General features: G+C 47.9%; 17 protein-coding genes. 10 read left to right on the top strand and 7 right to left on the bottom strand.

Annotation, left to right across the window (positions count from 1 at the left end):
• Positions 1-169 precede the first annotated feature (169 nt).
• The 6 genes from L1D43_RS10165 to dinG are packed head-to-tail and all read right to left on the bottom strand — an operon-like array spanning position 170 to position 5,627.
• Complete coding sequence (locus L1D43_RS10165; RefSeq protein WP_041509400.1) at positions 170-454, bottom strand: late competence development ComFB family protein; 285 nt, start codon at positions 452-454, stop codon at positions 170-172.
• Positions 455-504: 50 nt separating this feature from the next.
• Positions 505-1,407, bottom strand: coding sequence for a histone deacetylase (locus L1D43_RS10160; protein WP_239851359.1), 903 nt, complete (start codon positions 1,405-1,407; stop codon positions 505-507).
• Positions 1,408-1,414: 7 nt separating this feature from the next.
• The gene (locus L1D43_RS10155) at positions 1,415-2,104 is read right to left on the bottom strand and encodes a DUF2057 domain-containing protein (RefSeq protein ID WP_239851358.1); all 690 of its coding nucleotides are present in this window, start codon (positions 2,102-2,104) and stop codon (positions 1,415-1,417) included.
• A gap of 9 nt (positions 2,105-2,113) precedes the next feature.
• A complete protein-coding gene (locus tag L1D43_RS10150) occupies positions 2,114-2,776 on the bottom strand; it encodes a primosomal replication protein (protein WP_239851356.1) in 663 nt (220 codons plus the stop codon).
• A complete protein-coding gene (locus L1D43_RS10145) occupies positions 2,773-3,546 on the bottom strand; it encodes a TSUP family transporter (protein WP_239851354.1) in 774 nt (257 codons plus the stop codon). Before L1D43_RS10145 ends, L1D43_RS10150 begins: the two co-directional genes overlap by 4 nt.
• An 8-nt stretch (positions 3,547-3,554) precedes the next feature.
• Positions 3,555-5,627, bottom strand: coding sequence for an ATP-dependent DNA helicase DinG (gene dinG / locus L1D43_RS10140; RefSeq protein WP_239851352.1), 2,073 nt, complete (start codon positions 5,625-5,627; stop codon positions 3,555-3,557).
• A gap of 162 nt (positions 5,628-5,789) precedes the next feature.
• On the opposite strand from dinG, the gene L1D43_RS10135 reads away from it, so the two are divergent.
• The 10 genes from L1D43_RS10135 (at position 5,790) to L1D43_RS10090 (ending at position 19,498) form a co-directional block, all read left to right on the top strand.
• Complete coding sequence (locus L1D43_RS10135; RefSeq protein ID WP_239851971.1) at positions 5,790-8,165, top strand: DNA polymerase II; 2,376 nt, start codon at positions 5,790-5,792, stop codon at positions 8,163-8,165.
• 233 nt (positions 8,166-8,398) lie between these two features.
• Complete coding sequence (locus L1D43_RS10130) at positions 8,399-9,610, top strand: porin (protein ID WP_239851349.1); 1,212 nt, start codon at positions 8,399-8,401, stop codon at positions 9,608-9,610.
• 769 nt (positions 9,611-10,379) lie between these two features.
• A complete protein-coding gene (locus L1D43_RS10125) occupies positions 10,380-12,977 on the top strand; it encodes a TonB-dependent receptor (protein WP_239851347.1) in 2,598 nt (865 codons plus the stop codon).
• Between the two features lie 107 nt (positions 12,978-13,084).
• The gene (locus L1D43_RS10120; protein WP_239851345.1) at positions 13,085-14,044 is read left to right on the top strand and encodes a class I SAM-dependent methyltransferase; all 960 of its coding nucleotides are present in this window, start codon (positions 13,085-13,087) and stop codon (positions 14,042-14,044) included.
• 502 nt (positions 14,045-14,546) lie between these two features.
• The gene (locus L1D43_RS10115; RefSeq protein WP_239851343.1) at positions 14,547-15,329 is read left to right on the top strand and encodes a DUF3450 domain-containing protein; all 783 of its coding nucleotides are present in this window, start codon (positions 14,547-14,549) and stop codon (positions 15,327-15,329) included.
• Complete coding sequence (locus L1D43_RS10110) at positions 15,329-16,684, top strand: MotA/TolQ/ExbB proton channel family protein (RefSeq protein ID WP_041509410.1); 1,356 nt, start codon at positions 15,329-15,331, stop codon at positions 16,682-16,684. The genes L1D43_RS10115 and L1D43_RS10110 overlap by 1 nt, the downstream gene beginning before the upstream one ends.
• A complete protein-coding gene (locus L1D43_RS10105) occupies positions 16,684-17,211 on the top strand; it encodes a MotA/TolQ/ExbB proton channel family protein (RefSeq protein ID WP_082035592.1) in 528 nt (175 codons plus the stop codon). Before L1D43_RS10110 ends, L1D43_RS10105 begins: the two co-directional genes overlap by 1 nt.
• 13 nt (positions 17,212-17,224) lie before the next feature.
• Positions 17,225-17,629: a biopolymer transporter ExbD gene (locus tag L1D43_RS10100; protein ID WP_239851341.1), complete on the top strand. Its 405-nt coding sequence runs from the start codon at positions 17,225-17,227 to the stop codon at positions 17,627-17,629.
• Position 17,630: 1 nt separating this feature from the next.
• Positions 17,631-18,248, top strand: coding sequence for an energy transducer TonB (locus L1D43_RS10095; RefSeq protein WP_239851340.1), 618 nt, complete (start codon positions 17,631-17,633; stop codon positions 18,246-18,248).
• A gap of 2 nt (positions 18,249-18,250) precedes the next feature.
• Positions 18,251-19,498 (top strand): hypothetical protein, encoded by a 1,248-nt coding sequence (locus tag L1D43_RS10090; RefSeq protein ID WP_041509412.1) that lies wholly within the window; start codon positions 18,251-18,253, stop codon positions 19,496-19,498.
• Positions 19,499-19,557: 59 nt separating this feature from the next.
• Here L1D43_RS10090 and L1D43_RS10085 read toward each other — a convergent pair whose 3' ends face one another.
• On the bottom strand, positions 19,558-20,067 hold the full coding sequence (locus L1D43_RS10085) for a diguanylate cyclase (protein ID WP_041509413.1): 510 nt from the start codon (positions 20,065-20,067) through the stop codon (positions 19,558-19,560).
• Positions 20,068-20,097 lie beyond the last annotated feature (30 nt).

Genomic DNA, 20,097 nt, shown 5'->3' with positions numbered 1-20,097 from the left:
ATGCACCTATTGTCGAATCCACAGAGTCGTACCTACAGCGTCGTACCCGAAGCTCAGCAAGGTATTTTGGGCAAGCGGGAAATCAGAAAGTCACTCGCCACCAGAGACAAATAGCCCGCTGTTGACTCTTGCTGCTAACTGCAACAGATAAGCTCTTACCTTGGCCGCCTCAGGATTCTTCCGTTTGAGTTTGCTCTTCCGGTAGTTTTGATTTTAAGAAGGCGCGCGATTTTTCCAATGCCGTTTGGATCTCCTCCTTCATCTGCTTGAGTTCGTTATAGTCCTCGAAGAAGTAGGTATCGACCAGGTGACGTATGTAACGTACCGGCAGTTGGTTTAGGGTTACGCAGCAGAGATCGGCAAGATAGTCTTCGGGTAGCTCGTCGAACAATCCTTCATCTGACAGTATCTCCATCAACAACACTTCGTAATAATTGCGAATTTCCAGTTGCATAGCTTCTCCCTCGGGTTCAGTTGCGGTTTAACTAAGCATAATCTAGTTTGCTACCATATGGCATGGGCGGCAATAAAAACTTGCGCGTGGCGCTCGGCGAGAACCTCTACCGACTTGTTGTAACCGCCTCCGACGACGCAGGCGATTGGAATGCCGACGGTTTTGGCGCTTGTTAACACCAGCCTGTCTCTTTGGTAGATCCCCTCTGTGGTGATTTCGAGATGGCCTAACCTGTCATCCTGATGCACATCGACGCCCGCGTCATAGATAATCAGATCCGGTTGATAGAGGCGCAGGGCGAGTTCTAAGGTTTGTGCCACGGCCTCGAGATACTCATCGTCAGCGACACCCCGGCGTAATTCCAGATCGAGATCTGAGGTTTGCTTTCGAGCCGGGAAGTTTTCCTGGCAGTGAATGGAGCAGGTATAGACCTCGTCATGAGCCTGACCCATGGCGGCCGTACCGTCGCCTTGATGCACGTCACAATCGAAGATCAGCACCCTATCGATCCCCTCTAGTGTCTGGGCGTGTAGGGCGGCAGAGATCAGGTCGTTGAATACGCAGTAGCCGCTACCAAATTGATAGTGGGCGTGGTGATAACCGCCGCTCAGTTGCAGGGCTATGCCGTGTTTAACCGCCAGTTCACAGGCAAGATGGCTGCCGCCGACAGAGTAGAGTGTCCGCTGAGTCAATCGCTCGCTCAGAGGAAATCCAAGTCGACGCACCGCCTTGTCGGGCAGACGCTGCTCGATAAATTGCATGACATAGTCGGGACAATGGATCGATTTCAGCCACTCAAGGCTGACCGCCTCGGGGGAGTGAAATGCGGTCGGGTCGACTATCTGTCTATCCTGCAGGTATTGGTAGAGCGCCTGGTATTTAGTAATGGGAAATCTGTGGTGGTGGGGTAACGCCAGCTGTGAATAGCTGGCGTGATAGACGAGTGGTACCATCTAGGATTTACAGCTGTTTAATTGCCCAGCTCATAAACTCTTTACGTGTCTTGTCGTCGGCATGTAGCCACCAGTATTGCAACATCTGCTGAGCATGATCGGCATCGCTTGCACTTGGGTTCGTCGGCAATGTAGCGGGTAGGGTAACGGCTTCGACAGTGTCAGCCTGCGGTACCGGGGCACTTGCTTGCGCGGCAACGCCTGCGCCGGTCGCGGCAGCGGCGGCGGTTTCGATATCCTGACCCGAGTTGCCATTAAACAGCTTGCTGACGAAGCTGTCTTCTGTGATGTCAGTTTGGGTAACCTTGTAGTTAACGACGCCGCCATCGACACGGCTGATCACTACCGCGGGTGACTTGGCGAACGCCTTAGGCTTCTTGATGATCTCGCCCTCGGCTGGTTGCAAGCGGTAGTCATAGTCGCCATCGACGGCCAGGGTTAAGATGAAGGGAGATGATTTCACAAAGCTTTCGCTGTCGCTGAAGTCGTCTTGCACCATGTCGTGATAACGGATAGCAATTTTATGTGTGCCTTGGCTTAACTCGAGATCAGATTTGTGATTAAACAGGCTGCCTTCTACCTTCTTGCCGTCTAGGGCAAGGTATTCGAATGCCATGGGGATGGTGAGGTTGGCAGCCATTGCCGATGAGGCACCAAGCAGAGCGATTAAAGCGGTGATTGGCTTGATTGATTTCATTGTTGCTCCTTAACGATTCTGATGCTTGTATGGGCGTTCGAACGCCTGAATACGATCTTCTATATAGCTGATAGCTTGTCGGCACTTGCCTAAGCGGCGGTGGACCAAAAGTATTTCATTTTGCAGTGCAATTTTGTCAGCACTATGACAGTTTTCAAGCTTAGATTGCAAATGCGCAATTTTTTGTTCAAAGGTGTGAACCCAGTTCATATGTTTGTTCAATTCTTCATAGAGCTGGTGGCTGTTATTCATCACTCCGGCGGCGATCCAGCTAAATCCACTCTGGGCATGGCTCTTCTGGCGACGTTTACGCGCATGAGCTATCCGCGAGGCTTTCTGTTGCTCGGCTGATTTCACACCGAGTGTCGTGGTATTCAGCGCGCGCCTCAAGGCGGTAAACCTGTCCTGAATGCCCTCACAGGCCATGGTGATGGTGGTCGCCGATATATTGCCTTGGAGCAGCTTCTCGAGCTGAGCGATCTTCTTACTGAGCTGATCTATACAAGGAGAGAGCTGCGCGCCCGCCTGATTAAACAGGTTGTCATTAAATCGCTCGGTATCTTGTAGCAGCTTGCGCTGCCCCTTAGGCAATTGACTGTCGTGTTGCAGTACCTCTTGCTCTAACTGTTTCAGTTGGACTCGCAGGCGATGGATAAGTTCATTTGTCTTCATGCCCAGGCTCCCCATGCCAGATTAATGGCGATGAGTATCACTATGCTAATAAACAGAGGACGAATAAAGGGGACGCCAAACTTGATGGCAGTGCGGGCGCCAATAAATGAGCCGAGCATCATGCAAAGCCCCATCGACAGACCGACCATCAGGTTCACCTGTCCCAACACCAGAAACACGCTCAGGGAGGTGAGATTACTAATAAGGGTCATGGCCCTGGCAAGGCCGCAGCTATTGAGCACCGGCAGCTTATATTGAGACACGCTGCTGATGGTCCAGAAGGCGCCGGTAGCCGGGCCGGCAAATCCGTCGTAGAAGCCAAGCGGTAGCCCTTGGCGCCACTGCTTAAATTTGGAGGGGGCTTTTACCGGCGGCTCATAGGTGGGGCAGCCCATGGCATTGGGTTTTAGTAGCGTATAGAGGGCCACGGCGATGATAAACAGCGGCAGCCACTTTTCTAGCCACTGATTGTCGATAAGATAGACCACAAAGGTGCCTATTACGGCGCCGATGAAGGTGGCAATGGAGGCGTGATACCAAAACTTGGGGGTAAAAAACTGCTTACGATAATAGGTAAAGGCCGCCATGGAGGAACCAAAGCTGGCGGCCAGCTTATTGGTGCCCAGCGCCGTGTGTGGGGGAATGCCTATGGTGAGCAGGGCCGGGATCGACAGTAGGCCACCGCCACCGGCGACGGCATCGATAAAACCTGCGATAAAGCCGGTCGCAGCAAGAATCGCCCAGCTACCTGGGTCGAGTAATAGATCCAATGGTCTTCCTATTCAATGACTTGTCGAAAGGGGGGCAGGGCATCCAGTAGAGACTTGCCGTAGCGTTTGGTCACTAAGCGGCGATCCAATATGGTGATCCTGCCATAATCCTCTTCTTTACGCAGTAATCTACCACAACTTTGGATTAATTTACGTGAAGCATCGGGGATAGTCAGCTGTAAGAAGGGATTTCCCCCTTTTGCCTTAATGTATTCCGCGTGCGCCTGTTCCACCGGTGAGGTGGGGACGGCAAAGGGCAGTTTAGTGATGATAAGGTTGGTCAGGTAGTCACCGGGAAGGTCGAGACCCTCGGAGAAACTGCCGGTACCAAAGATGATGCTGACCTCGCCATTGTCACAGCGCGTCTTGTGATCTTGTAGCAGCTGCTGACGGGACGCCTCCCCCTGGATAAGCAGCGGCGACTTAATCTTGCTCCTGACCAGATCGGCCACCTTTTCCATCTGCCAGTAGGAGGCGAACAGCACCAGGGTGGCCATCTCACCATCGATAAGGGTGAGGATCTGTTCCGCCAGCTCATCGGTATAGCGATCGTCCGTGGGTTCGGTGCGCATCTTGGGCAGATAGAGGGTGGCGTTCTGCTGGAAATCAAACGGACTGTCCATGGCCAGATAGCGACTGCCATCGTTGATGGAGAGTCCTACCTGATGGGTAAAGTGGTTGAAGTTATTCAGTGCCCTTAAAGTCGCGCTACAGAGCACCACGCCGGCGGCCTTCTCCCACAGCAGGGTTTCGAGCATATAACCCACCTCGATCGGCGAGACGTTAAATAGATAGTCGCTCTGCTTGCCCACCAGATGCTCGACCCAGCGAGCCATGGGGGCGCCCTTGGCGCTGTCTTCCTTGGCCATCATCTTCCACAGCTTCTGCAGATTCTCCAGACGCTGTAACATGAAGCCTGTCTCGCTCAGTAGCTGCTCAGATTGATGCTTAGGTAGCTCGCCATCCTTAATCGCCTCGTTGAGCAGCACCAGCATTTTGTTGAATTGCTTGAGCGCGCTGCTCGATGCCGTGGCCAGGTTTTCCGCCAGCATGGTCAAGGCCGCTGGCAGCTTGCCGTGTTCAAAGCGGATGCGCCGCTCGGGGTTATCAAACTTCGCCGCCTGGCCATCGCAATATTGCGCGACGCTGGTGAGCAGGCTGGTGAGATCGTTGATGTGATCCAACATGGCCTGAGCGGGGGCTATGATGTTGTTGCTCTTGAGCTGGTTTTGCAGTTTGGCGCTGGTCTTGCCGACCTTTTCCAGCCAGTCAATGGCGCCTCTCAGGGTGGCCTGGGCGCTCGAGAAGTCTCTGGCCACTATCGGTAGGTGATGTGCCTCGTCGATCACATAATAGAGCTCTTCCGGGTCGGGCAGAATCACACCGCCGCCCAGCTCGAGATCGGCAAACAGCAGGCTATGGTTGGCGATCAGCACATCCCAGGTGTCGACATCTTCACGGGCCTTATGGAAAGGGCAGTGTCTGTGGCTGGCGAGTTGTCGATGACAGCTGTGTTTATCGCAGGCGATCTGCTGCCATAGGTGATCCGGTAGCGGTTGAGAGAGGGTATCGCGCTCGCCGTTCCATCGTCCTTCGTGAAAATCTTTGAGCAGGTTTTGTAACAGCTCGACCTGACTATGGTCGGGCTTGGTCTGCCACATGGCCATCTGAGTGCCGTCATCGCCACCGATCAGCATCTCCAGCTTGGAGAGACAGACATAGCGCTGACGCCCTTTTACCAGACCGAAGGTGAAGTTAAGCCCCGATTGCTTGGAGAAGAAGGGCAGGTCCTTATTGAGCAGCTGCTCCTGCAGGGCAACCGTTGCCGTGGCGATACAGACCTTTTTCTTGCTCGCCAATGCCAGTGGGATTGCACCCAAGATATAAGCCAGCGACTTACCTATGCCAGTGCCAGCCTCGACCACTATGATACGCCTGTGCTTGTCATATTCACCCGCAAGTGTCTTGGAGATCTCTGCGACGATATAATTTTGTTCCCGACGCGATCTGAAGTTAGGCAGGGCGGCGGCAATATCTTTATAAATCGTGCGGATCTGGGTTTTAACGTCGGCAGATAACATGAAGGCTTATGTCTGGCAAATAATGCTGTACATAATAACAGTGATTACATAGCCTAAGAAGAGTTGATGTGATGAATTCACGACTTATTTGTCGTCAGTAATCCTAATATATTGAAATAAAATGGAAAATAGCCAGGCTTGCATGATTTGAATACCCCTGTTTTGAGTGTAAAGGGACGGATCTTAACCCGTCACCACCTAGGCAGCGAATTACATTATTACCTCTGTACGGCCGACGGGCCGGCTCGGGTCATTGTGCCCAATGGCGAGCGCATCTGTTTTTGTCGTACTCAGGATGAGTTGAGCCTGCTCGGCGGCAACCATGAGAGTGGGATACGCAGCGAAGCGCTTAATTTAACCACCTTCGACGATGAGCCGGTCAGCGCCCTCTATTTCGCCAATAATCAAAGTTTTAGGCACCTAAGCCGCGTGGCTACCGACAAGGGGATCTCCCTTTACGAGTCTGAACTGAGAGCCGAGCAGCGTTATCTTATCGAGCGTTACATAGCCCTTGATGTGGAGTTTATCGGCCGCTGGCAGAATCAAGCAGAGGATATGCCGACTTTTATTGCCGAGCGGGCCAGGCGTAGTGAATTAGATGTTGAGCTTGCTGTGGTCTCGTTGGACTTCGAATGTGCCATGGATGGTGAGCTTTTTAGTGTCGGGCTGTACGGCCAATCGGCCAGCGGCGAGCCCTACAAAAAGGTGATCATGGTGGGGGATGCGTGTGAGTCGCCGCCAGACTATCTTCAGCTTGTGGCAGATGAGGCGGCGCTTATTAAGGCCTTGTTGGCCTGGTTCAGGCTGCATGATCCCGACATCATCATAGGTTGGGCCGTGGTCACCTTTGACTTAGCACTTTTGTATCGCAGGGCCAAGGCGCTCAATATTCCGTTAACGCTTGGCAGGCTAGGCACTCAGCTTTCCTGGCGTGTAGATAACAAATATCGGCCGGAGACCTTAATTCTGCCCGGGCGTGTGGTGCTCGATGGCATAGATTGGTTAAAGGCGGCCTTTTATCAGTTTGAGAGTTTTAGCCTGGAGTCTGTCGCCAGGGAACTGCTTGGTGAAGGCAAGGCGATTCATGATGTCAGCCAAAGGGCGGAAGAGATAGTGACGCTGTTTCGTCAAGATAAGGCGGCGCTGGCCCACTACAATATTACCGATTGTCGCCTGGTGTGGGAGATCTTCGAAAAAACGGATCTGCTGGCCTTCGTGATGGAACGTTCTCGCCTGACAGGTTTAGAGCTAGGTCGTGTAGGCGCCTCGGTGGCGGCGTTTAATAATCTCTATCTGCCGCATCTGCACCGCGCCGGTTATGTGGCGCCAAGTGTGCCGATAAGTGATGGCATAGAAAGTCCGGGCGGCTATGTGATGGACTCTAAACCCGGTCTCTATGAGCACATATTGGTGCTCGATTTTAAGAGCCTTTATCCCTCGATTATCAGAACCTTTCTCATCGATCCTAAGGGATTGGTGGAAGGACTAAAAGAAGGGGCCAATGCTGGGGCAAAGGGAGCAAGTGAAGGCAATGATACCGTGCCCGGCTTTTTGGGCGCCCAGTTTAGTCGTGGCTCTCCCATCCTGCCCGAACTTATCGCCAGTTTGTCGGCTAAGCGAGAGCAGGCGAAGCGTGATGCCAATGCGCCCCTTTCCCAGGCGATAAAGATCATCATGAATTCCCTGTATGGGGTGCTGGGTTCTCGCGGCTGTGTGTTTCACGATGCGCGCCTGGCAAGCTCGATAACCCTTAGGGGCCATGAGATCATGAAACAGACCAAGCAATGGATTGAAGCAGAGGGATTGACCGTCATCTATGGTGATACCGATTCGACCTTTGTGCATGTCTCCTCGCCAGAGCGCGTCGGTGATATCGATGCCTTTGCGCGGGAACTTGTCGCAAGGATCAACGAAAAATGGCGACGCAAGCTCAAGCAGGACTTTAAGCTAGACTGTTACCTAGAGCTTGAATATGAACGTCACTTCGAGCAGTTTTTCATGCCGACATTGAGGGGGTCAACCGAGGGATCCAAGAAGCGTTATGTGGGTGCGTACCAGCAGGATGACCGCAGTCTCAAGTTGGTTTTTAAGGGAATGGAGCAGGTAAGGAGTGACTGGAGCCCCTTGGCGCGCGAGGTGCAGGCCGAGCTTTATTATCGGCTCTTTGCCAAGCAGGATGTGCTTGGTTATTTAAAGCAGATCGTCGAGGCGCTGCAGCAGGGCGAGCTGGACGATAAATTAATCTTCTCCAAACGCCTTAGGCGCAACATAGAAGACTATACTGCAAAGTCATCGCCTCACGTTAAGGCGGCGACCCTCTGGTGTCAGCGAAGTGGAGATGATAGCCACGGTAAACGGGGCGAGAAGATTAGCTATCTGATGACTCAAAATGGCGCAGAACCTGTACAGCATCGTCTTGGAAAGATCGATTATCAGTATTATCTGGATAAACAGATAGCGCCTATTTCTGATCCCATACTTTCAATTTTAAACACTAGTTTCAATAATCTTGTGGCCAAGCAAATGTCGTTAATTTAGTTGTTTTCTGGTTGTTGAGATAGTGATGAATTGTTAACGCTTAGTGTAAAGTCTGATATTTCGGGAGTTCTCAAGTTAAATTGGTGAAAAATAGCGCCGTTATTGTGATATTCGTCTTTGAGGGAATGCTAATCTTTTGCTAGTCTTTAGCTGAAATTGGAACGAAATAAAACAACGGAATGTAGCACAAAAAGATAAAGCAGACTGAACATAACAAAAGGTTAGACAAACAGATGAAGAAGAGTGTAATAGCAACAGCGTTAGCGGCTGTCATTTTTGTCCCCGCTGTATCCGCTATCGAGATCTATAAAGACGATAAAAATGCGGTAGAAATTGGTGGTTTTATTGATGCCCGTGTTATTAACACTCAAGGTTCAACTGAAGTGGTTAACGGTGCATCACGGATCAATTTTGGTTTTACTCGTGAGATGAGCGACGGCTGGAAGGCCTTCACTAAGCTTGAGTGGGGAGTTAACCCATTCGGTAACAGCGAAATCGTATACAGCAGCGAGAGTAACTTCGAATCTAAGAGCGGTGACTTTCTTAACAACCGTTTAGGTTATGTCGGTATTGCTCATGATCTCTATGGTAGCCTGACCATAGGTAAGCAGTGGGGCGCTTGGTATGACGTCGTCTATAACACCAATTACGGCTTCGTATGGGATGGTAACGCTGCGGGTGTATATACCTACAATAAGGCCGATGGCGCGGTAAACGGTGTGGGTCGTGGTGACAAGATCGTACAGTACCGTAATAGCATAGGCGATCTAAGCTTTGCCGTTCAGGCGCAGCTCAAGCACGATACCTTCTATACCTGCGAAGCAGATCCTAACCTGCCTACAGACTGTAAAGAGCGCTGGGACAGCCAAGATCCCGTGCTAGATTCAGAGGAAGTTGAGTACGATTACACCTATGGTGCTTCTGCTACCTACCAGGTAAACGACAAACTTTCTGTCACTGCCGGTATCAACCGTGGTGAGTTTGATGTCACCTTCAGAAAGACCTCTGAGCAGATCACCGCCATAGATGTGATTTATGGTGTCGGTGCGACCTGGGGGAACTGGGATGGTGAAGGTTTCTATGGCGCGGCTAACTTCAACAAGAATGAGAACCATGATACCGATAACCTGGGTCGTCTGATCAAAGACTCTTACGGTGTCGAAACCCTGTTCTCATACAAGTTTGATAATGGATTCCGTCCCTTTGTTTCTTACAACGTCTTAGATGCGGGTAAGGACTATGTGATCCAGCCAAACAATGTCGATCCTAATTCTACGTTCAAGCGTCAGTTCGTTGTGGTCGGTCTGCATTATGTATGGGATGCCAACACAGTACTCTATGTTGAAGGCCGTAAAGACTTCAGTGAGTTTGACGGTGCCGATGCAGAGGCCCAGGCTAAATTCGAAGAAGACGGTGTAGCGATCGGTATTCGTTACACGCTGTAATACTTCATACTGTAATCATGAATGAAAGCTTGAATAAGCCAATAAAAAAGCGCCTATAGGGCGCTTTTTTATGTTCAGTCAAAAAGTCTTTCCCGTTAAGGATCGGGGGATTATCCAGTTTGAGTTTGTTTCACCATTTAACTTAAGTCTCTTTGCACACTATGGCTAAGATGTGTCTATTTTAGCGTTAGCATTTCACCTCATTGTCCGCTCTTAACGATAGTGCGTCATGGCCTAATGACGTTACCTAAAGGAGACTGCGATTTAATCTTCACTGTCTGCTTGATTTGTAATCAATTCTTTACGTGAAAATATGAGTTCTGCCCAATGAGCAGCGCGAATTTACAATTAAGCCTCTTTGTTACAGCTACAGACATTTAACATCTTGTCGTTGTTTAGTTTGATTGTGTCTAATTAAACACTCTCTTAATTTAGTATGAGCTGTTGGATGATTAAATATTCTTAAACCACTATGTTATTGTTTTTATGTTGATTAATCTTTTGTTTTATTTGTCTGCCTAGTTAATTCGTGGGATTCTTGTACATAAACTGTCGAATTGTTCCTGCTAACAAAAACCTGACTTATTGTGACTGTCGTCTACAAATTGAGCGGTCACCAATTAAATCTGTGAAAATAGTGATGCTATTGTTGATTAAATGTTTCACATGTGGTTCTATTTGTTGGCGAATGTGCACAAGTGTAACGATTGGTGTTGATTTGTGTTTACTTTCACAAAAAAATAAAAAATAAAGTCCAGGGAGAAACAACATGTATAAGAACAGCTTATTAGCTAATTCAGTGCGTTTCGCACTAGTTAGCGGTGCAGCTATGACGGCATTTACTGCGCCAGCAGTATTCGCGGCAGATGAGCAAGCTGCAGATAAAGTTGAACGTATTGAAGTTACTGGTTCACGCATTAAGCGTAGTGATCTTGAAGGTGCATCACCTGTAACAACGATCACTGCAGATGACATGAAAGTTGAAGGTAACTTTACAGTAGCTGATGCGCTACGTAACAGTAACTTAAACTCTTTTGGTTCATTCTCTGAGCGTTCTGGTAGTTCTGCTCAGTCTCAAGCAACAATCAACCTACGTGGTGCTGGTTCAAGCCGTACCCTAGTTCTGATCGATGGCAAGCGTTTCCCAGGTTCACCTACTCTAGGTGGTGCTTCTGCTAACCTTAACGCTATTCCTATGGCGGCGGTTGAGCGTATCGAAATTCTAACCGACGGTGCTTCTTCTACTTACGGTTCTGATGCGATTGCTGGTGTTGTTAACATCATCATGAAGAAGAACTTCCAAGGTATCGAATTCAACGTTGGTGGCGGTTCTCGTGACCGTGACGGCGGCCTGACAAGTAAAGAATTCTCTGTGGTTGCTGGTTATGAAATGGATAAGGGTAACATTACCTTTGCATTCGACCATCAAGACCGTAAGGGCATCTCTGATGCAGATCGTGAATTCACAGCTCCTTGGATGCGTGATCTTAACGGTGATGGCGTAATCCAAGCATATTCTGAAACAGATGGCTGGAGTTATTACGGTGCCAGCGTAAAACACCCTGACACAGGTATTTATCAGCCTTCACCGCTGTGTGATGACTTAGCTGCACAATACGGTGACAACGTATTTAAGAAAGTACGTGGTGACGATGTATTCGGTGCGGGTTCTGAGTTATGTATGTATGCATACGGTAACGTTTCATTCAACAAAGCCTCTGTAGACCGTAACACTGTTTATGTCGATGCTAACTATGAAGTTGCTGAAGATGTTGAGTGGTTTGGTCGTGTGATGTTCACGCAGAACAACTCTTTCGGTCGTTATGCGCCTCCAGCCGCTGCTTGGAATAACATGTCACCAGACAATCCACATAACCCATTCGATGTTGAAGCGAAAGGTTACTTCCGTTGGGTTGGTATCGGTACTCGTGACGGTAACGTAGATGACTACAACCAAGATTACCTGACTGGTCTTCGTGGTTCTATCAGCGCATGGAACGATGCGACTTGGGAATTCTACTACCACTACAACAAGGCTGATAACAAGTCTATCGGTGAATACTACCTAAGTTACTCAGGTCTTGCTTACAACGAAGCTAACGGCATCGATCTAGGTTCAGAAGCTGGTGTAAACAACCTGAAAGCAACGACTCTGACGCAAGACCGTGCGACCTTCCACCAGTACAACGCTGGTATCGGTTTCGACGCATTTGAGCTGCCAGGTGGTGAAGTTGCTCACTACTTCGGTATGGAATACTTCGATCAAGATTATGACTCTGTTTATGACGCACAGTCTGAAGCGGGTCTGATCGGTGGTAGTGCTGGTAACTCTGCTGGCGGTGACCGTCAAGTTTGGGCGGCTTTCTATGAAGCAGCTCTTCCTCTGACTGACACCATTGAGCTGAACATCGCTGCTCGTTACGATGATTACAGTGATTTCGGTGATAACGTTGCACCTAAGGCCTCTATTCGTTGGCAGGCTCTGGACAATGTTGTTGTTCGTGCTTCTTACTCTGAAGCCTTCCGTGCACCAGCACTTGATCAGCTATATGCTGCGACTACATTCAGTGCTGAAGACGGTACCGACTACCCATACTGTGCTGCTACTGGTATCCCACAAGATAAGTGTCCTGAAAAGCAGTATGATACTTGGATCAGCGCTAACAAGGATCTAGGTCCTGAGACTTCTGAGTACATCAACTTGGGTGTTGCGTGGGATGTAGTTGATAACTTCGGTATCAAAGTTGATTACTTCGATCTGAAGATCGATGATGTTATCAGCCAGCGTTCAATCACAAACGTGATGGAAGGTATCGCAAGCGGTTCATTGACTCCTACAGACACTTTCTATGTTAAGCGTGATGCAACTGGTGCTGCAGAAGAGATCGGTACTGGTTACGGTAACGGCGACAAACTTCAAATCAGAGGTCTTGACGTTGCATTTAACGGTAACCTAGAAACTGATATCGGTGACTTCGGTCTGTCATGGACTAACAGCTTCGTTCTGGAATATACCGAAGAAGTTGAAGGTGGTGCTGGCGCTGTAGATACTAAGGGTTGGAATGGTCAGCCTGAGTACAAGTCTGTATTCACTACAACTTATACCATGGGCGATCACCGCGTTTCATGGAACATGAACTACACTGATTCAACTTATGAAACTAAAGACACAGGTAAGCTTGATTCATGGTTAATCCATAACATCAACTATACTTATGACGCAGGTTCATTCGGTTCAATCATGCTAGGTGTTAACAACCTAACTGATGAAGATCCAGTTCTATCTTCAGACGGTAAGTTCGAAAACGCTGACCTATACAACAACTATGGCCGCGAATACCGCGCAAGCTACACTCTGAAGTTCTAAGAGTAAGCTAATAGTTTTAGTATAAATATCTGATAAAAAGGCCCTATTTAGGGCCTTTTTTTATGGTATTAATAAGCCAATAACTACAAGACTGAAGGGCGAGCATTATGAGCCAACATTGGGACGAATACTGGCAGCAAGGACACCTTACATCTTTTGGTGACAGTTTTTCTGGCAATTACTCGGGGGTGTTAGAGACAAATTGGCATCATGACTTTAACGATTTACCCGATAATTTTAAGGTGCTGGATCTCGCAACGGGTAATGGGGCACTGCCGCTGTTACTTAATCAATTTTTTAAGGACTCGAGCCGGAAGGGTGAAGTAATAGGTGTAGACCTTGCAAAAATTAGCACCAATCTTGATGAATTAGCGCTAAATAAACAGGTCGATGTGTCGTTGGTCTCGCATATCGATTGTTCGGATTTGCCTTTTGAAGAGAATAGTTTTGATCTGGTCATCTCTCAGTATGGTCTCGAGTATTCAGATTTAGCACTTTCTATCCCTGAGGCGCTTCGCGTGCTCCGTCCTGGTGGCAGGCTGAGTTTGGTGACACATCATAGCCGCTCAATGATCATCAATCGTAATCGGCGAATACTGACTCTGATCTGTCAACAGGCAATTGCAAGGGTATTTCAGACCATAGATACGCTTATATTGCAGATGGGAACACTTACTAATGCCGAAGATGTCCAGCGTATTAAGCAAAACCAAGAGTGCGAGCGATTACGTCACCAATTGAATCAGGAAATCTCCACTCTTGCTCAGTCAGATGAGGGAGCGTTAAAAGATAGTGAATTACTCACTTATGTGGCAACCCTTTTTCAGCAGGGGCTGTTTTGGCCGCTAGCAAAGAAGCAGGAGTATCTCGCTTTTGCGCGACAGCAAATTGATACTTTAAAAGATCGCCTCGGCGAGCTTGTCGAAGCTTCACTAGATGAACTGGCGCTTTCTGCCATGTTAGCTAATCTAATTGAACTGGGAGCGAACTTGGTCAGCATCAATCAGATTGAAGATCACGATGGTCAGGTACTGGGTTGGAAGATAGTCATAAATAAAACGAACTAGCACCAGAAGGCGTTAAGTCATGATTTGTATAAAAGATGTTGTAAATAGACCGCGTGGTAATACCAGCACAACATAATTTGATGCAAACGTTTCTGGAAAGGTTGCATGGTTAATAAGTTGTTAACAAAATATTTTGCTTTTGTTATTCACTTAAGTTTATAAAAATCAGTGTTTTAAGTGTTTTTTATTGGTTGGGACAGTATATGTGAATTAAATTTGTAAATGTTGACTTGTTTGAAAAAACGACTCTTGTGTTATTTTCACGCCCTAAGAGCTTTTTCTAGCAGTTTTAGCCGTTTCCAAATGTTGACACAGGTCAACATTTTGTGAAATGATGCCTGCGGGTCTACACCTTGATCGGTGTAGAAAAGGGAAGATAATAACTAACAATCACAAGAGAAATGCATACTTAAGGTTACGGAATTCATGCAACTATAAGCAGAAAACCCGTGTTACCGTTAAGTTAAACCTTTTATTTTTCACTTCAAATTGGTTGGGAACTATGTCCAAGGTAAGCAATAGAACTAAAATCGCTACGGCGCTCATTGGCGCGCTGGCCTTAGCAGGCAGTAACTTAGTGGTTGCCGATCCACTTTCTGATGTTCAGAAGGCGGATGCGAAAATTCATGCGGATGCAGCTGCATCTCAGAAGAAAGTTGATAAGTATTACGATCAAGCGCAAGACATGGCGTTTGAATATGGCCAAGTTGCAGATACTCGTGAGTCAACTAAGTCATACAACGATTATGTAGCTGGCCTGGTAGCAGACCAAGAAGCAACAATGAAGCTTATCCAAGAAGACATCAATGGTGTTGATAAGCTACGTCAAGGCGTTGTACCGCTAATGTTCAAGATGGTTGATGCACTAGAGCAATTTGTTGCTCTGGATCTGCCATTCAACAAGGAAGCTCGTGAATCGCGTATCAAGCGTCTTCGTGAAACCTTAAACACTGCCAACGTAACGCTGGCTGAAAAATACCGTCTGATCCTTGATGCTTATAACATCGAGCGTGAATACGGCTATAAGATGAACGTTGAAACCGGTAAGCTGCAGCTTGACGGTAAAGAGATCCTGGTTGATTTCATCAACTTCGGTCGCGTTGCCTACTATGCACAAAGCCTAGATCAAAAGTCTGCGTGGATGTTCAATCCTGAGACTAAAGCATGGGATAAGCTAGAAGATAGCTACCTACGTAACATTACTAAAGCAATTCGCCAGGCCCGTGGCCAGGGTGCTCCAGATATGTTCGCGTTACCAATCCCAGCTGCGGAGGCTGCACAATAATGAAAAAGTTAATCTCTACAGCAATCGTTGCTGCAAGTCTGTCTTTAACTGCTGGCATGGTGAGCGCTGCTGATGCGCCTAAGAACATCGACCAGCTACTTAAGCAAGTTCAAACCGATCGTGCTAACGCTGCTAAAGTAAACAAGAAGCGTGAAGCCGAGTTCCAAGCCGAGCGTGGTGATAAAGCGGCACTGTTAAAGCGTGAAAAGGCGGCATTGGCTGCTGAAGAACAGCGCGGTAAAGATCTTTCTCAAGCATTTGCCGATAACGAGCGTAAAATCGCTCAGTTAGAAGAAGACCGTAAGATTGCTCAAGGTGACTTGGGTGAAATGTTCGGTGTTGTTAAAGGTGAAGCCGGTGATTTCGCTGGTAAGCTTGTTTCATCAAACGTTAGCGCTCAGTTCCCTGGTCGTGATGCTTTCATCGCCGAGCTAGGTGCACGTAAAGAGCTGCCAAAAATCGAAGAGCTAGAAAAGTTCTGGGAAGAGCAGCTATTCGAAATGGCCGAGTCTGGCAAAGTGGTTACTTTTGACGGTGCCGTAACTGGTATCGATGGTAACGTTCACAACACTAAGATCACTCGTGTTGGTGCCTACAACTTGCTAGCCGATGGCCAGTATGTTGTATATAACGCCGACCTAGGTCTGGTTCAGCAGCTTTCACAGCAGCCTGGTGGTGAGCAAGTCGCTAGTGTTAAGGCTTTCGAAGGCCAAACATCTGGTGTTCACAAGCTGTTTGTTGACCCTGCACGTGGTGTACTGCTAAACGTGTTCACTCAGAAGGCGACTATCGAAGAGCGTATCGAAGCGGGTGGAACCATCGGTTACATCATCATCGGTCTGCTTGTACTAGGTGCCCTGATCTCTATCGAGCGTCTGGTCACTCTGTATGTTGTTGGCGCGAAAGTTAACGCACAGCGTAAGAACATCGACAACCCAGGTAACAACCCTCTGGGCCGTGTACTGAAGGCATACCACGACAACAAAGATGTTGACGTTGAAACCCTTGAGCTGAAACTTGACGAAGCGATTCTGAAAGAAACTCCTGCTCTTGAGACTCGTATCTCTATCATCAAGGTTCTAGCGGCTATCGCTCCTATGATGGGTCTACTGGGTACTGTTACCGGTATGATTGCAACCTTCCAAAGCATCCAGCTATTCGGTACTGGTGATCCTAAGCTAATGGCAGGCGGTATCTCTATGGCACTGATGACTACTGTACAGGGTCTGGTTGCTGCACTACCACTAATGCTAATGCACGCTATCGTGATTGCACGTAGCAAGTCAGTTGTTCAAGTACTTGAAGAGCAAAGTGCGGGTATTGTTGCCGAGCACGCTGAGAAGAGGAACGCCTAATGATGCTATACCTGATGGACATCTGGGATTCCGTCAGGGGCTTCATGGCCTCCGGAGGAGACGTCCTCTGGTTGGTTGCGGCAGTGCTGTTCCTTATGTGGGTGTTAATGCTTGAGCGCTATTGGTATCTCAATCTGATTGCGCCAAAAGAGCACAAAAACATTATCACCGCATGGGACAATCGAGAGGATTCCACCTCTTGGCATGCACACCGTATCCGTGAAGCTTGGGTATCCCAAGCGAAACAAGATATGAATGCTCGTATGCTGATTATCAAAACCTTAGTAGCCATCTGTCCAATGATCGGTCTGCTAGGTACCGTAACCGGTATGATACAGGTATTCGATGTGATGGCAGTTCATGGGACGAGTAATGCTCGTATGATGGCAGCTGGTATTTCAATGGCAACCATGCCGACAATGGCGGGAATGGTCGCAGCGTTATCGGGAGTATTCTTTAGTACTCGTCTGGACGCCAAAATGAAAATCAGTATGGAAAAGCTAAAAGATAGCCTGCCACACCACTAGAGAGAGATTGAACATGGCACGTAAAAAGCATTCAAGTATAGAAGAAGAAGCGCAAATTGATATGACACCGATGCTCGACATCGTGTTTATCATGTTGATCTTCTTTATCGTAACAACGTCGTTCATTAAGCCATCTGGCCTTGACTACAACAAGCCAGAGGCTTCTCAAGCGACAACTCAGAAGTCGGCAAACATCTTTATTGGTGTGAGCAAGACAGGCGTTATTAAGATGGAAAACCGTCAGGTTGACATCGAGCGTGTAACAGCAAACGTTGAACGTATGTTGGCTGAATCACCAGAAGCGGCTGTATTGATCGAAGCTGATAAAGAAGCTGAACACGGCATTGTTATCAAGGTTATGGACAATGTAAAGAAAGCTGGGATCAACAAGATTTCGGTATCAGCGGGGAAAGACTAATATGCTGAGAGGAATAGTATCATTATTAGTTGGTGGTGCTGTTACTTTCGCCCTGTTTGTTTTCATGGCCTTCTTGGTCAGTGGCGGCGCGAAACGCGCCGACACTGCGACTGATTCTCCGGTTATTGAGATCAGTATGGATAAACAGGATACGAAAGTGCAGGACAAGCCTAGGGTTAAACCTAAGCCGCCTACACCGCCTGAGCAGCCACCTTTACCAGATACGCCACCGCCTGATAGCTCATCAGACATCGACACCAACATGTCTTTCAACATGACTGGTGTAGTAGCTGGCACTGCAAATACTGGCTTCAAGCTGGGTAACATGATGACTCGTGACGGTGATGCAACACCTATCGTACGTATCGAGCCTCAGTATCCAATTGCGGCAGCACGTGACGGTAAGGAAGGCTGGGTACAACTTAGCTTTACCATCAACGAACTTGGTGGAGTTGAAGATGTGCAGGTGATTAAGGCTGAACCTAAGCGTATCTTCGACAAAGAAGCTAAGCGTGCACTGAAAAAGTGGAAGTACAAGCCAAAGATTGTTGACGGTAAAGCCCTTAAGCAACCAGGCATGACGGTACAACTAGACTTTAAACTTGATGGAGGCAAATAGAGATGCAAAAAGTTAATACGCTTGCAGCAGCACTATTGCTTGCCATCGGTGGAAGCCTAGTCGTCGCACCAGCGGCCAACGCCGCCGAGAAGTGTCCGATTGAAAAGCGCCAGTCTAAGGCCGTAGGCCAAAGCTCGGCAAAGAAAGTCCAAAAGTCTTTCGAAGCTTATCAGGAAGGCAATATCGACGAAGCGATCGCCGTTTTGCTTGAAGCGAGTCCCCGTGACGACTTTGATAAGGCCTATATTGCCCGTATGTTGGGTAACTTTTATGCCGAAAAAAATCAGATGGGTACGGCGATCAAGTATCTGAAGCAAGCCGTTGACGCTGACATTCTTGGTGGTACAGACCATGGTGCAACCCTGCGTCTGTATGCCGACTTGTTAATTCAGGAAAAGAAGTTTAAAGAGTCTATCCCTTACTACTACGAGTGGATGAAGTTTACCTGTAAAGAAGATCCACAAGTGTATCGTCGTATAGGTATTGCTTATTCTGAGCTTAAGCAGTGGGATAAGGTACTCAGCGTTGTCGATAAGGGTCTGGCCATCAGCACTAAGCCTGATAAGGGCTTATACCAGATGAAGCTGACTGCTTACTTCAACAAGAAAGATTATAAAAATGCGATTAAAGTCCTAGAGACTATGGTGCCACTCTTCCAACAAGATGGCCGTCTATGGGTACAGCTAGCGCAGTTTTATTTGATGACTGAGAGCTATGATAAGTCATTAGCAACTTACGACTTAGCTTATAAGAATGGATTTTTAGAGACTGCGGGTAACATTACGCGTCTGTCTCAACTGCTGGCGCAGAATGGTTCACCATACCGTGCGGCAAAAATCTATGAAAAGCATATGAAGAGTGGCCTGATTAAGGAAGATGAAAAAACTTTGTCTATCCTGGGTGGCTTCTATCATAATGCGAAAGAGCTAAAGGAAGCGGCGGAATATTATGGTAAGGCTGCTGCCGTTAATAACGACGGTAAGCTATACCTTAAACAAGCCCGCCTGCTGACTCTGCGTGAGCAACACAAAGCGGCGATCCCTGTGCTGAAGAAAGCATTGGCTGCCGGTGGCGTGAGCGCGGGGGAGGTCGAGTTCGAGCTAACCTTGGCTTATCTAGGTACCAAGCAGTATAAAGCGGCATATAACGCTTGTTTGAAGGCTGCTAAGGATGAGAAGACTAAGCGCACAGCGACCAGTTATCTCGCCTACATCAAGGAAAAGGCGCGTATTTATAACGTCGCCCTTTAAGCCTGAAAATAAAAAGCCCCGCAAGGGGCTTTTTTTATGCCTGTAGACAAATAAATCTGTTAGTTAAGGCAGTGCATCGCCGTATGCTGCTCCCTCTGTCCCTCTAGGGTATGTGTTAACGACCGTACATCTTCAAACAGATTTTCGATGTTGAGGTCACTCTCGGGTTGGCAGAGACAACCGGCCAGTTCATAGTCGATACGATTATTGTGTTTGCGTTGATAATCCTGGTTAAAATCCTTTATTTTCTGTTCTATGCGGGCGATAACGATTTCGGTTCCTTCTCTATCTATGTTAAACAGCCCCAAGGCAAAGTTATCCTGGTTCAGCCTGGCCACCATATCTGTTGTTCTCAATATCGCTTCTTGAACTTGTTTCATGAATAATTCCAGTAAATGAGGTTGCTTTACTGTTTCATGAATGTGTGGGCAAAGATACAATAAGGCCAGCGTCTGGCGTTCACGCATGTGGCGGTGCCACTCACGATTAAACACCTCCATAAAATAGGTTTGGTTGTAGACGCCAGTTTCGGGATCTCTGAATCCAGAATTACTAAATGAGTAAATCATTAGCTCGCTCCTCAGATACACCTAAGGTAA

Source organism: Shewanella sp. Isolate8, from assembly GCF_022398495.1.
Taxonomy (GTDB): Bacteria; Pseudomonadota; Gammaproteobacteria; order Enterobacterales; family Shewanellaceae; genus Shewanella; species Shewanella aquimarina.
Note: the sequence above shows the minus strand (reverse complement) of the source record. Positions and strands in the feature narration are given on the sequence as shown.